This window comes from Paenibacillus sp. N3.4, assembly GCF_008017805.1.
Taxonomy (GTDB): domain Bacteria; phylum Bacillota; class Bacilli; order Paenibacillales; family NBRC-103111; genus Paenibacillus_E.
Map to the genome: position 1 here is coordinate 43,566 of NZ_VRTT01000030.1, position 13,898 is coordinate 57,463.

The 13,898-nt window shown below is 41.5% G+C and carries 15 protein-coding genes and 1 pseudogene; 1 reads left to right on the top strand and 15 read right to left on the bottom strand.

What is annotated here, in order from left to right:
- Positions 1-53: 53 nt before the first annotated feature.
- From FU659_RS16645 to FU659_RS16710, 14 genes and pseudogenes are all read right to left on the bottom strand, one after another.
- The gene (locus tag FU659_RS16645) at positions 54-944 is read right to left on the bottom strand and encodes a menaquinol-cytochrome c reductase cytochrome b/c subunit (RefSeq protein WP_147948611.1); all 891 of its coding nucleotides are present in this window, start codon (positions 942-944) and stop codon (positions 54-56) included.
- 19 nt (positions 945-963) lie between these two features.
- A pseudogene (qcrB, locus tag FU659_RS16650) lies at positions 964-1,634 on the bottom strand (menaquinol-cytochrome c reductase cytochrome b subunit).
- A 17-nt stretch (positions 1,635-1,651) separates the two neighbouring features.
- The gene (locus tag FU659_RS16655) at positions 1,652-2,197 is read right to left on the bottom strand and encodes a QcrA and Rieske domain-containing protein (RefSeq protein WP_147948612.1); all 546 of its coding nucleotides are present in this window, start codon (positions 2,195-2,197) and stop codon (positions 1,652-1,654) included.
- Between the two features lie 281 nt (positions 2,198-2,478).
- Entirely contained in the window at positions 2,479-2,910 is a 432-nt protein-coding gene (locus tag FU659_RS16660) for a DUF2487 family protein (protein ID WP_147948613.1), read from the bottom strand.
- A gap of 72 nt (positions 2,911-2,982) precedes the next feature.
- Positions 2,983-4,020 (bottom strand): LCP family protein, encoded by a 1,038-nt coding sequence (locus tag FU659_RS16665; protein WP_147948614.1) that lies wholly within the window; start codon positions 4,018-4,020, stop codon positions 2,983-2,985.
- A gap of 152 nt (positions 4,021-4,172) precedes the next feature.
- On the bottom strand, positions 4,173-4,565 hold the full coding sequence (locus tag FU659_RS38865; RefSeq protein WP_397355907.1) for an IDEAL domain-containing protein: 393 nt from the start codon (positions 4,563-4,565) through the stop codon (positions 4,173-4,175).
- Positions 4,552-5,676, bottom strand: a complete 1,125-nt coding sequence (locus tag FU659_RS16675) for a hypothetical protein (RefSeq protein ID WP_147948648.1) — start codon at positions 5,674-5,676, stop codon at positions 4,552-4,554. The genes FU659_RS38865 and FU659_RS16675 overlap by 14 nt, the downstream gene beginning before the upstream one ends.
- Positions 5,677-5,828: 152 nt before the next feature.
- Positions 5,829-6,398 (bottom strand): histidine phosphatase family protein, encoded by a 570-nt coding sequence (locus tag FU659_RS16680; protein ID WP_147948615.1) that lies wholly within the window; start codon positions 6,396-6,398, stop codon positions 5,829-5,831.
- A 49-nt stretch (positions 6,399-6,447) separates the two neighbouring features.
- Positions 6,448-7,077 (bottom strand): anti-sigma factor family protein, encoded by a 630-nt coding sequence (locus FU659_RS16685; protein WP_147948616.1) that lies wholly within the window; start codon positions 7,075-7,077, stop codon positions 6,448-6,450.
- A gap of 7 nt (positions 7,078-7,084) precedes the next feature.
- On the bottom strand, positions 7,085-7,666 hold the full coding sequence (locus FU659_RS16690) for an RNA polymerase sigma factor (protein WP_147948617.1): 582 nt from the start codon (positions 7,664-7,666) through the stop codon (positions 7,085-7,087).
- 420 nt (positions 7,667-8,086) lie between these two features.
- Entirely contained in the window at positions 8,087-8,953 is an 867-nt protein-coding gene (locus FU659_RS16695) for a polysaccharide deacetylase family protein (RefSeq protein ID WP_147948618.1), read from the bottom strand.
- Between the two features lie 169 nt (positions 8,954-9,122).
- Entirely contained in the window at positions 9,123-10,211 is a 1,089-nt protein-coding gene (locus FU659_RS16700) for a prephenate dehydrogenase (protein WP_147948619.1), read from the bottom strand.
- A 24-nt stretch (positions 10,212-10,235) separates the two neighbouring features.
- Positions 10,236-11,336, bottom strand: coding sequence for a histidinol-phosphate transaminase (gene hisC / locus FU659_RS16705; RefSeq protein ID WP_147948620.1), 1,101 nt, complete (start codon positions 11,334-11,336; stop codon positions 10,236-10,238).
- A 323-nt stretch (positions 11,337-11,659) separates the two neighbouring features.
- Positions 11,660-12,055 carry a hypothetical protein gene (locus FU659_RS16710; RefSeq protein ID WP_147948621.1) on the bottom strand — a complete coding sequence of 132 codons (396 nt, stop codon included), beginning with the start codon at positions 12,053-12,055 and terminating at the stop codon, positions 11,660-11,662.
- Positions 12,056-12,207: 152 nt separating this feature from the next.
- Here FU659_RS16710 and FU659_RS16715 point away from each other — a divergent pair, with 152 nt between their 5' ends.
- Positions 12,208-12,702: a hypothetical protein gene (locus tag FU659_RS16715; protein ID WP_187274195.1), complete on the top strand. Its 495-nt coding sequence runs from the start codon at positions 12,208-12,210 to the stop codon at positions 12,700-12,702.
- A gap of 383 nt (positions 12,703-13,085) precedes the next feature.
- Here the strand turns inward: FU659_RS16715 and trpA are convergent, their stop codons facing one another.
- Complete coding sequence (trpA, locus tag FU659_RS16720; RefSeq protein WP_147948623.1) at positions 13,086-13,895, bottom strand: tryptophan synthase subunit alpha; 810 nt, start codon at positions 13,893-13,895, stop codon at positions 13,086-13,088.
- Between the last annotated feature and the right edge of the window lie 3 nt (positions 13,896-13,898).

A 13,898-nucleotide genomic window follows, 5' to 3' on the forward strand; every position in this document is an offset into this window, starting at 1 on the left:
TGGGCCTATCGATTTAAAAAAACCTGATCGCTTCCGCGATCAGGTTCTGTTTTTTATTGCGCTTTTTGCTTCGACAACCAATCCGCAAGCTTATCAATATCAGCATCTGAGAAGCCTTTATCAATGTTCGCTTGATATTGTTTACCCATGTTGCCTTTACCATTTTTGATGATACCCAGAATTTCTTCTTTGGAATGCTTATCACCAACACCTAGCAAAGCAGGTACGCCTGAAGCTGGCATTCCTTTAAGTCCAGCACCGTGGCAAGACAAGCAAGTCGCCTTCTTATACAGTTCTGCACCAGGATCATCCGCAGCCACAATCGCAGCAGCTTTCTTCGTTTCTTTGGAAGCGCCGCCGCCTGCAGCTGCACCCTTATTCGCGTGTAATTCTTCCTCACGCTTGATGTGCTCAGGAATGATGTTTTTCTCTTTTAATTCAACTTGGTAATGTGACCATGATGTATACGTCAAGTACGTACATGCTACCAAGGACAAAATCATCAAAGATGATGCAATCGGTCTTCTGTAGAAACGACGCTCTTTACCTGTGTCTAAGAATGGAGCAAGAAGTAAGCCTCCAAACAGCAAACCAGGTACAACTACCGCTCCAAGAACGACGTAATCTCCTGATGTATAGGGGTATTTCAGCAATTGATACATGAATAAGAAGTACCAATCCGGCATTGGAATGAAAGCTGTGTTTTTAGGATCCGCAGGATAACCTAGCGGAGCTGGATCGGACATAACTAGTACTAGCATACCGACTAGAACAACTACACCAACCATCCATTCTTTCAACAAGAAGTTAGGAATGAACGCTTCTGATTTTCCCGGATATGCAGAATAATCTCTAGGAATCAGTCGTTGCTCTTGAGATTTCTTAACTACGCGGGAATCTCCTACGTAAACGATTTTTTCGTCAGACTTATGACCATGCGCCACGCAATGACCCTCCTTTCAATTATAGCGGTCCGGAAATACCTTGTTTGCGAATCATAAAGAAATGTCCGGCAAGCAAAGCGAGCAGAACGCCCGGCAGGAAGAATACATGAATGGCGAAGAAACGAGTCAGTGTTTGTGCGCCAACAATATCTCCACCTTGCAGCAATGTCTCAATGTACGGTCCCGCGAGCGTACGGACGCTGCAATCTTCATACCTACTTGCGTAGCAAAGTACGCTTTGTTATCCCATGGAAGCAGATAGCCGGTAAAACCAAGCCCTAACATAACGAAGAAAATGAGCATGCCTACCACCCAGTTCATTTCACGTGGCGCTTTATAAGAACCAGTGAAGAACACGCGCAGGGTATGTAAAAACATCATAACAATAACTAAACTAGCTCCCCAGTGGTGCATACCTCTAACGATTACACCGAAAGCTACTTTATGTTGTAAGTAATCAACACTCGCATAAGCGTTGATAATATCAGGTGTGTAATACATCGTTAAAAACATACCTGACAAAATTTGAATGACTGTAATGAAAAACGTCAGTCCGCCGAAACAATATACGAACGCAGAAAAATGATGAGCAGGGTTAACGTGCTCAGGAACCTCGTGGTCTGCTACATCCCTCCACATTGGCGTAATATCAAGACGTTCGTCAATCCAGTTGTATACGTTTTTAAACATCTGATCGTGACGCCTCCTTATACTCTTGTGTTAGCATGCAGTTGTCCCACGTAAACGAAACCATTTTCAACTTTGGTTGTGTACTCGTCCAATGGTTTCGGTGCTACCGCAAGGTTCTTCCCATCTTGGGTATAGTGAGCACCATGACATGGACAGAAGTACTGATCCTTGTAAGCTGGATTATCATTCCAGTTTACCGTACATCCGAGATGCTTACAGGTTGGATTCAATGCAAAGATCTTGCCGCCGCTGTCTTTGGAAATCCACGCAACCAGTTCAGCATCACTTTCGTACCATCCATCTACTTGATGAACTTGAAACGTAAACGCTTGTGGAGCATTTGTAATTTTACTTTCTTCGACAACTTTAATCCAATCCGATGCTTTCTTAGATTGAAGGACAGGGTCTACGGCAAACCTTATCATCGGAATGATAATACCGGCGCCCATGAATCCCCCAGCGCCACCAAGGGTGTAAGAAAGAAATTGTCGACGAGACATTTCGCGTTTGGTCCCGGGTTTCTTCCCATGCTGCTCTTCAATGTGATTGTTGTGATCACTCATTCTCAGGTCTACCCTCCTACATTGGCCGATGTCAGAACCCTCTTAGACATCAGTTACCTCTATCACGTGTCGTTCGACATTACACTACATAACTAGGACATTACTAATAATAGCCTACGACTACTAGGTCGTCAAGAATCCATAACTCCTTTTGAGCGATTGAAATCTTGGCCTTCGGACAAATTTTAACGAAATTGTCACAACTTTTTGGTAGCCACAGAGATCCATTACTCCCCTTATCCTGCGCATTTTTTTTCCAATAATACGCTTTTGTATGAAAGTTAATCAACTTGCTGCCATAATTGCTGCACTTGTTTGCTGATACTTGACTTCATCTCGACAGATTGGCTTGTCCATTGCTCCATATCCAGGATAATCATCAAGTCTGTATCATCCGCTTTCCATTGCGCTGCTTCTGTATGTATAGAAAGCACAATCACATAACGAAATCCTGAACGCTTAAGACGAAGAGAGATGGTTTGCAACTGCTCCCTCATATCCGCTCCCGCTATGTAATGCAGCGCCGGATAGGTCACGACTCTTCCTTTATAGGGAAGCTCGATGGTTTCAAGCGCATCACGCAATTGCTCCAAAGATCTTGTTACCTGCGCGGGGTCTTCAAAACCTGTCAAACCGGTTATTGGGAGCAAGCAAGTATCTAAATATGGTTTCAAATCCGGCCATTCTTGCACAGGTATTTCATTAAATTTCAAAAGATGGTACCTCCCCTATCATTTACAAAAGCTGATCTTGCTATGTAAGCTGATTCGAACTCTTCTTGTACTTTAATCCGTCCTTACCGGGCTGTCAATGACTAGCCCAGTTTGTCCTCGCAATGCTTCCATGGCATTATCCAGATCCTTTTCCTTAATCACAATATATGGGCTCTCCCACTCACCGTCCAAATGAATAAAGTTGACAGCCGATGGTTTCAAATCTCGATACGAACTCATATAGGTGCGAAGTTCATCCGCGGGAACATCCGTTTTAATGGTCTCCCCGATAATATCGAGTACTTTCCCCCAAGCAGCAAGTCCATTTAGCGAAGTCATTTTATCCAGTAATTGATTCAGCACAAGCTGCTCTCTTTGGTTGCGTTCGATATCAGAAGATTCCGCGGTGCCTAAATTCGATTTGCGATAACGAACATAGTCAAGCACCTGTTTGCCATCCAGCAGTTGACTTCCTCTATTTAAATGAATATGGGTACCATCACTGTCATCCTCATATCGCATATCCATTTCTACGTCGATCATCATTCCTCCAAATTGATCGACTAACCGGCGAAAGCCTTCAAAATTGATTATTGCCATATAGTCTATAGGCACTTGATATATGTCGCTAAACATTTTTTTTGTTTCCATTAAAGCTGTCTGTTTGTTTTTATTATAATTATAGGCATAGAAATAATTCGCTTTGTGTGAAGTTTCCAAACCTGACTTTGCAGACGTGATTTCAAGATCTCTGGGGATGGAAACAATCGTTGCCTGATGCGAAATTGGATTGACACTCGCAAGCATTAAGACATCCGTATTCAGAGACCCGTCACTTCCTTCTCTCTCGTCTACAGCCGCTAAAAGAAAAGTAATCGGTTTATTCAATGCTTTCGTGACATGCTGGACTGGGATGATGTTATTTACATTTACTCCGCTCTGATTCTGCCTAACACTAGGATCTTGCGCAGCTATATGATTGATCGTTTGATTTACTTTGTTATAAATGAAAGCGGCATAAACGGAAACCGAAGCAGCGAGCAGACCGAAGATCATTAGGGATATGACAATTGGCTTTCGTAATCTCGGTTTTTTTATTCGTTTGTTCATAGAAAACACCTCTTGTATGTAGTCATTCTTTATTAAATGGACGCAATCACAGCTGAATTTAGTTCTTTTTTAGACAATAGACAACAAAAAAAGATGTAGGAGCAGCGTCCCTACATCTTTTTATTCATTCTTATTTCATCTACCAACACATACTACCCCATAGATTGTATGGTTCTAAGCTCTGATGTGAGTGCCAGAAAAGTAGCTTGATCCCCTTTTGCTAATGCACAATCAATCTCTTTATAGAGATTTTCTTCTTTATGTTTGCGTATGGCGTCATCCCAAACCATTTCCGCGAAAAGTGCCAGCAGCGCATCGTTAGATACATTCATTTTTCCCATGAGACCTACCTCCAAATGTTGTCCGCGGTTTGTCAGGAGCTTCATTTTCGCAGAAATAAGTAAAACTAAAAATCTTGTGTATGCTCCTACTTCATCATATTCATTCAGCCCTTGAAAGCTTCCATCAAACGCCCGTTTCAGCAGGAATGTGCCTTTACCTAATTGCCTTACTTTCGGTACGTCATCTGCTTTATTGCTCCGCATATAGCTCAATCTTGTCTTCTTCTGCTACAAATGTACCTTGTATGACCTTCTTGCCAAGCTTTGTGACTTGAATCACCGAGCCCTCTTCTTGATCCTCCCCGATTCGGATAAGACCTAAGTGCATCATCATTTGTAAAATACGCTGCTCGACAATCGATTCCGAAGTGTCGTAATAAAATGGCTTCACCAATTGACAAAGAACTCCGCCAAGCGATCCTGCTGTTACCCAGTTTCCTCCTAAACGCTCGATCCATTGAGCAATGCTTTGAACGTTTGGAATAGGGTTTTTATAGAGACGCAGCCAGAAGCGATACACATCAGCCAGATTTTCCTTCTTCCTTTCCAGCAATCTTGTTTTCCCTTCTTCTGTTAAGTGAAGCGTCTGCGCTTGCTCCCGGATGTACTGATGGTAATAACAATAATCATAAATAAACGAAAAGCGATTCGGATATTCCTTAAACATGCGACCATACCCAAATCTCCATACGCCCCTGGGAACCATCTCTTCTTGCACAGACAAACGGTCAATGATTTGTTGAAGCTGCCTTTTATACATGGCACCATCCGCTGTCAAAGGAATCTCATCATGATGTGAGATGTATGTTAAGAAGTGGAAAATATCCTCTACGATTAACATTTGTTCATCTCGGTAAACGTTAGGTTCATCCGTTAGTTTCAAAGCTTGTTTGAACTGACTGGTTAACACATCGCTAAATCTATTCTTCAAATCCTGGGGAACATGAAACAAATACTTGGTTTGCTGCGAATAGCCATTAAACAACCATCCCAGCTGTTTAAACTTAATAATCATTTCACGCGGGTTCCAATCGGATTTATCCTCCTGCTGAAATCTGGCTTGTCTAACTCTAGCGGTCAGCTCCTCGATACTGAATGCATTGCGAGGATCGAAGAGCAGCGAGTTCAAAAAGCGGATGTCTTCCAAATTTAAATTCTCAATCTGCTTTTGGAATATCTCGCGGCGCAGCGCTGTGTTTAATATCGATTGAATCAGTTCATTTTTGGAATGACCATTGCATTCACAATTATACGTATGTGCGATTCGTCCTAAATCATGAATATCTGCATAGCTAAGCATGTCCGCTAGGTTCATTTCCATCTTCAATCCCCCAATTGGCGAAGCTATCAGCTCCGAAGTTTCTAGTAACCATTATGGGATTTTTTCCCGAAAATATTCCAACACAAATAAAAAAACATGACACATTGCATGCGTCATGTTTCCTATTCCATTGCTTATTCGATTGTCTATTGCAAGTGAGCTAAGCAATTATACAATTGAAGCTCCCAAGCCTCATCTTGTCGTAATAGAATTGTTAGAGAAGTATTTTGTAAAAAATCTTCATGATTCATTTTCAAAACTCTAAGAATCTGAACGATAAACCCACCATGAGAGATTAACAAAATTTTACTAGTGGGATAGTTCTGAATCAACTCCCCTTCTAATTCTGACCAACGTTTCCATAGATCGCCATCCGATTCCTGACCTAGTTCCTGAAGCTTCCAGTCGGCCCCCCAGCGCTCTTCGCGTTCAGCTGCTGTAGTTCCCTCCACCAGACCATATTTACGCTCACGAAGCCTTCTATCCGTATGTAAGAAGGGAATGCCTGAAAGTTCGGAAACAATTTGTGCAGTCTCTTTCGCTCTTGTCAAATCACTGCTTATGATACCTGCCCAATCTTCCTTGGCTAATCTCATTCCCAGTAATCTAGCTTGTTCACGGCCCTCTTCCGTTAAATCTGTATCAAGTTGGCCTTGCAGTTTGCCTAAACGATTCCACTCTGTGCTTCCATGACGTATGAATCCAATCGTGGTCATTCCTAGCCCCTCCATCTTACTATAAATGAAAAATGCTCCTACAGGAGCATTAAGCTTTCGTTCTTGATAACCAATTCATAATAATTATTGTCCCGATTAAACCTAAAATCGAAACCACCAATAAGTAGTGTGGATAAGAATGAATAGGACCTACATGGAATCGAAGAGGTTCCATAAAACTGGGATTCAAACTTGCGACCGCATCCCCCATTTTATGCCCATTCATAGATTCTGTACCCGTAGCTTTCAGAGCTTGTGGAGCTTCCAAATCGAACAAGGAATTGTCTGCTAAAGCAACGGCGGATTGCGGTGTGCCCTCATAGACAATGGCAAATAAAAAACTAAACACAAACAATGCTAAACAAAAGGCAATAACGGCAGTGAGATTCCTTCTGAACGTGTAGGAAATCGCGTACATACGCTCTGGTACAGGAATTCGCCATGATTCATTCTCATAAATCCGATTCATCACCTTCGCGGAAACCATCGGCTCGTAATCAGGCAGTTCCTTGTCCATTGCGGCCGTACGTATGAGAAGCGTACTTTCTTCCCATATTAGAAATTCCTCGGCACAGGCTGGACAAGTCTCAATATGCTTATCCACTGCGGCACGTCTCAGGTCATCATTCGGCAAATCCCAATATACCCCAAATAATTCCTGGATGTCACTACACTTCATAGCTTTTTCATCCCTTCGATTCTTCAAATATCGGTTCACTGAAATAAGGATCCAACTGCAACTTAACCGATGCCCTGGCTCTGAATAATAAAGATTTCACGGAGCTTACCGTCTGACCTAGTATGTTCGCGATTTCCTGATAATCCATTTGGTCGTACTCTCTAAGTATTAAAGCCGATCGTTGTTTCTCCGGTAAACTATTTATAGCTTCACGTACCATCGATACTTTTTCGTTGCGGAGCATGGCTTGTTCAGGCATAGCGTCAAAGGATGCGTGTGGGGTTAATCCGCTTTGTTCCAAAGATACTTGAACGCTTTTATTTTTGCGCAGTTCACTGAGAACTGTATTCCTGGCTATGGTATATAACCATGTGGAAAATGAGGCCTCGACTTCACGGAATGAATGCAAGCTGCGGTACGCTTTATAAAATGTTTCATTACACAAATCTTCAGCAATAGCCTCCAATTGCGTACTCTTCAGCATATGGAAAATAAAGGCAAGGATTTTACGCTCATAACGACGCATAAGCTCATTATAAAGCTGAACATTTCCATCCTTGATTTCTCTAATCAACTGGGAATCGGTCATTACGTGGCGACCCTCCTCGCGATTCCGGGTACCACTCCAACTGTTCATACATGTTGTACTTTAGGTGGAGTGAAAAGTTGCGATAATTTGTAAAAAATTAATGAATTGTTATTCTCATAATTACTTACCTATAAAGTTTCTTGATAAATCACGAAAATCCTGCTCCATTCGACAAAAAGTTAGTGAACTCATTTGTGCCGTTAGGTTAAATGTAAGTTATAGACAACGATTCTTCTTTCCCATTATATAATATAAACTCAAAAATATGGTACTAAAACACAAAAAAAAACCGCCGAATCGGCGGTTGCACTTATGGTGCGATTATCGGATAGGAGTGGAGAGAAACCATACTGTACTTTTATTATATGTATACGGTTTCATTCTGTCAACACTTATTTTGAAAACGTTTACTTGTATTTTTTATTTCAATGATTGCAATTGATGACGTTTCGCTTGTTTGATCAAATTGTTGATAGATTGGGCTTGAACATATGGACTCCCTGCATTTATTCGAGGAATTTGCATAGGATCTGATTTTAAAGAAGCGATACCTGTCTTTGTTGTAAATCCGTATTTAATGCCTGCCTCATGCAGAAAATCTATCGTTTGATCATCATAGCTTCCAAAGGGGTACGCATAGGCATCGACGGACTTAGCCCCATTTAGTTCAATCAGCTTTGCCATACTTTTCTTTGTGTCGGAGATAACTCTTAATTTAAGTTGATCATCCGTCTCCATGCTTCCATTAATCATAAATTTGTTGTTCAACATGGGCTTGCCATCTTTCTGTACATGCATCTGATCCGAATGAGATTGAAAATCAATATTCGGATTTTCTTTTCTCATACGCACAATGTCTTCTCTTGATAAGGAAGGCAATTGGCTTCCCTGAGGATTTTCCAGATCTTTGGTTATGACAAAATTAACCGCGGGAATATGCATTTTTTTCAGAATCGGATAAGCATTCGTGTAAAAACTTCTGTAACCATCGTCAAACGTAATCAAAACAGCATTATCAGGGATATCCGCACCCTTGGTCATGAAATTTTTAAATTGATCCATGGTGATGAAACGGAATCCATTACGGTTCAATGCTTCCAACTGGGTCTTAAAAAGTTCGGTTGTGATGGTTACTCCGCCTTGCAGGTGATCATCAATGTGGTGGTACACGAGCACAGTAACTTCTTTGGAATAAATGACATCTTTGGCGCTCACAAGAGAAGGAAAAAAATTAATAAATACGAGTAAAAAAAGCAATAAGTACTTCCACATTGTACGAATCATCATCACGTTCGCCTCACCCTTGGAGTAATAAATATACTACAGCAGATGTCATTATAGCATACCGTCATTTGTTTGAGTATTCTTTTAAAATAGATTCAAAAAAGCTGAATGCACTCCGCTTTTGATCCATCATCAAAAGGGGTTCATTCAGCTTTTTATATGTCCATGACATTTAGACGTGAACAGCATAATCTTGCCCAAGCAGCCCTGTTGCTCGATCTGCATCATCTTGATTACGAAAGGACAGACGGAGAATACCCGGTACGTCTTCACGGCTCTCAATGATTTGGATATTGCTCAGATTAATTCTAGCATTACCTAGTAATGTTGTGATTTGGCCAATAATCCCAGGATGATCAGGAATATCGACATAAATATCGAATAAGGATGTAATCATGCCTTTTCTTCGTTCAGGCAGATGACTGCGAAATTCACCAGCCATGCGAAACTGTTCGGCGATCCCTTCACCGTCACTGTTTTCCAGCAAAGCAATAAAGCGAGAGATTCCAAGATTCCAATCGGTCAAAAGCTTCAGCAGCACCTCACGGTTATTGAGAAGAATGTCTCGCCAAATCGTAGGCTCACTTGAGGCAATACGTGTAATATCCCTGAAACCACCAGCAGCCAAATTTTGATACAAGGGATTCGTTGAGTTGTATTCTCTAACTTGATTCACCAGTGCTACAGCAATAATATGCGGTAAATGACTAATCGCTCCTACAATATCATCGTGTTCACGAGCATCCACCTGTACAATCTGTGCTTTCGTCAACTTCAAAAGATTCGCAAGTCGATCTACTTCATCTTGAGGTGTACCTTTTGCAGGTGTCAATACATAAAACGCATTCTCGAAAAGATAAACGGAAGCAGCTTCTACCCCATGTCGTTCAGAGCCAGCCATAGGGTGGCCGCCAATAAAGTAAATGCCTTCCCTAACTAACGCAGCAGCACTTTCGGTCACGGAAGCTTTCGTGCTTCCAACATCTGTAATAATGCATCCTTTTTTCAAAGGAAGCTTTACCAATTGCTTGACATAGTCCTCCAGCATACCTACCGGTACACACAGAAAAATATAATCCGCTCCTTCTACTGCTTCTTCCATAGACGTTGTAGCCACATCAACAACATTCCTTTTGAGCAGTTTCTCAACAGATCTTGGATTGGGTGAGTGGCCAACAACGGTAAATTCCGGTTTTCCTTTATAGCATAGCGCGAGTGATCCACCGATCAGTCCAACGCCAAATATCGCAATTTTCGTCATGAAATCAACCTTTATACATTTATATTAGGCTTGTACGGCAACTTCATTAAGAATGATCGTTAATGCCGCAATGAATTTTTCATTTTGTTCGCGTGAACCAATAGTGACACGAATGGATGTCGGAAAACCAAGCTGATGTCCTCCACGAACAATAATACCTTTGCGCAATAAGCCATTGAATACTTCTCCGGCAGGACGTTTGACATTGACCATAACAAAGTTTCCATGTGCTGGGAAAGCCTCCAACCCTAGCAGATCAAACTGTTCTGTTAAGTAATGTAGACCCGCTGTGTTTGCTTCTCGACAGCTGTTAATAAAATCCTGGTCTTTTATCGCAGCAAGAGCCGCGGCTTGAGCAAATCTGGTCGTATTAAACGGTTCTCGTACTTGATTAATCGAACGGATAACATCCGGGTGTCCGATTCCATAGCCGATTCGTAAAGAAGCCAAGCCATAAATTTTGGAAAAAGTACGCAAAGCAATCACATTACGGTATTGTCCAATCAGCTCAATGCTGTCAGGAAATTCACCAGTCGTATTGTATTCGCAGTAAGCTTCATCCAAAACAACAAGCACATGCGCAGGCACCTTAGCTAAGAAAGCTTTAATTTCTGCATCTGTATTCATGGTGCCGGTCGGATTGTTCGGATTACAAATCCATAGGATCTTGGTTCGATCTGTAATGGCTGCCAGCATAGCATCTAAATCATGAGTCCCATCTTTCAAAGGAACCTCGATGGATATTGCGCCTTCAATCTCACAGTTATGCTTGTACTGCGGGAATGTATGTGTAGCCATGACAGTTTCATCACCTTGCACAAGAAAAGCTCTGGCCAGCATCAAAATGACTTCATCTGAACCCGCACCGAAAATAAGTTGATTGGTTGCTACACCTAGGAATTCAGCAACAGCAGCTGTTAATTGAACCGCACCGCCATCGGGATACAAACTCAGGTTGGAAAGCTCTGCCTCAATAGCCGCCTTCGCTTTAGGGGAGGCGCCAAAAGGGTTTTCGTTGGAAGCCAGCTTCGTGACTTCGGTCAAGCCGAGCTCACGTTTTACTTCTTCAATAGGTTTGCCTGGTTGATAAACGGGTAAATGCACAATCGTTTGTTTCGGTTTCATGGTGGTCACCTCGTCAATTAATGTCCGAACCTTTTAATTGTCCCACAAAAATAATTAAGATGCAAAAAGGTAGTTTACCTTTATTTGCTGATTTTCAAGCTTCACGTGTAGGACTGTTTCAAATGATCAATGAACTATTATGTATGTATCAAGCAAGAAGGTACGCTTCCATTCATCAATGTTCTTCCCCAACTTAGTGATAGCTAACAATTACGAGTGTAACGCTTTAAAGCCAAACAGTAAATAGGAAATTTCATATTTCCATTCGTAAATAAAATTAAATTGATGCATTTGCGTCACAGTCAGCGGATCTAACTATCCATTTATTCCATTATTTGAGAAATTAAAAGCTTTGTCGGAAGTAGGGGTTCAACTTTATGTTTGAAAATGCGCGCGGCTGAATCGACGGAACCATACAAATTCTCACCTGATTGATATCTATAAGCATGTTTTCCATGCTTACAGTGATATTGGCTGACTTTTTTCCCTCTGTAACAAGGAAAAACAGCGTTACATCTGGAGTTTCCCCCCGCCCACCACTTTTCCATCTCTATAAGCATGTTTTTCGTGCTTACAGTGTCGTTGGCCGGCTTTTCTCCCCCTGTAGCAAGGAAAAACAGCGTTACAACAGGAGTTTCCGTCCGCCCACCCGCCACATGAAATAATTTATGTGGATCAAGAATCCAAAGTAACAGATAATACCAAATCGTTGTAGTCAAGTTCACACTCATTTGCTACACTAAGAATTGACATAATTAGAGCAAATACTCCATCCGATGGGGAATAACATGTGGGCTGTGATCGTATATTCTCCTTATTTCTTTGGTTGTTATTAAGTGGAATCATTATTTACTCAGTATTAATAATGATTATGAATCGAAATCAAAACAAGAAAATGCAACAGGAAGCCGCGCAAAAAGGGGCTATTTCTGCTCTACAAGCTATTTATGTAGATGGTTTAGGCATAAGAAAGAATGCCTTATGTCAATTATTCTGCTTTGAAGACAGATTGCTAATAGAAGTAGATTCATCAAAATTCGAAATCAGTTTTGATCGATTACGAGCCGCGGTTGTGAAAAGCGAGCAGGAATTGATTGAACAAAGCAAAAGTGTTGTTGGGAGAGCAATTATTGGAACTCTCTTGTTACCGGGACTTGGGACAATTGTCGGTGGAATGTCCGGTATAGGAACAAAAAAGAAAAAAGGCAAGAGAAATTACTATCTAATTCTCAATTATTTAGATTCCAAAGGGGATCTTAAAGGAATCACATTCAAAGAAGATTTGAATATCTTAAGAATGAATAAATTTTGCCAAGAAATTAATGACTCATCGAATCGATTGCATCCAGAAATAGTTCAGTTATGACCATAAAGAACGATAATTAAATTGTTTTAAATATGAAAAGAAAGACCAACTCACAAGCTGATGCCGGAATCCTATAGATGTCAGCTTGTGAGTTTTCTCGATGCTCACTATCCCCTATGACTTTTTGGGTATGTGGAATAACTCATATATGATTGATTTGTAGTGTTTCTGCTTTTTATTTCTTTAAGAAACAAAAACACCCCCTAGAAATTTCATCGGCTTAACCCAAAGGTTTTCCAATGTCGATTCTAAGGGGATAACATTCATCAGATCAACCAGTGAGTTTTTCCAATGTCTTTGCATGTGTGCACTTATTATCATATAATAACCTATCATTTTCCAAGGTTATCCTAGAGGGGGCCGTTCAATATGAATAGGGCTTTTTATTTACCTTTTAGTTGCTCCACAAAGCTTCTAATTTGCGAAAGCCCTTCCGGATGTGCAGCATCGGCCTCTAGATGATGCATAGCAGCTTCTATCGTGCGCACAATAGCACTGCCTACGACTACACCGTCACATAGCTTCTCAAAGCGTTCTACTTGTTCACGAGTCGAAATACCAAAGCCGACCACGATCGGCACGTTAGCCGCTTCTCTTACGGTTGAAAGGAAATCCTCGATTCCCCCGAAAAATTCCGCTCTCTCTCCGGTTACGCCTAAAGATGAAACACAATAGACGAATCCTTTAGCTGCTGCCGCAATCCGTTTGACTCGCTCGTTGGATGTAGGAGCGACAAGCGGTATTAGATGTATGCCATACTTTTCGGCAATAGCTTTTGTTTCCTTATCTTCTTCCATGGGAAGATCAGGAATGATAATGCCGCTGATTTCATTATCCTGCATAGCTTTAAAAATACGTTCCAAACCAATCTGCAAAACAGGGTTATAATAAGTAAATAGAATAAATGGCAGCTTAGAGCCTCTGTTGCGTGCCTGACGGGCAACGTCAATGACATCAAAGATGGAAATTTTACGCTGTAAAGCCCGCTCAGAGGAGCGTTGGATAACGGGACCGTCGGCTAATGGATCCGAATACGGTACGCCTAATTCAATCAAATCAGCACCAGCGCGTTCCATCTCCAAAATAAGCTCTAAAGATGCTTCCAGAGAGGGATCCCCAATGGTCAGGAATGGGATCATGGCTGTTTCTCCACGTTCTTTGAGCTCGGCAAATCGTTGATCAATACGGTTCATCGC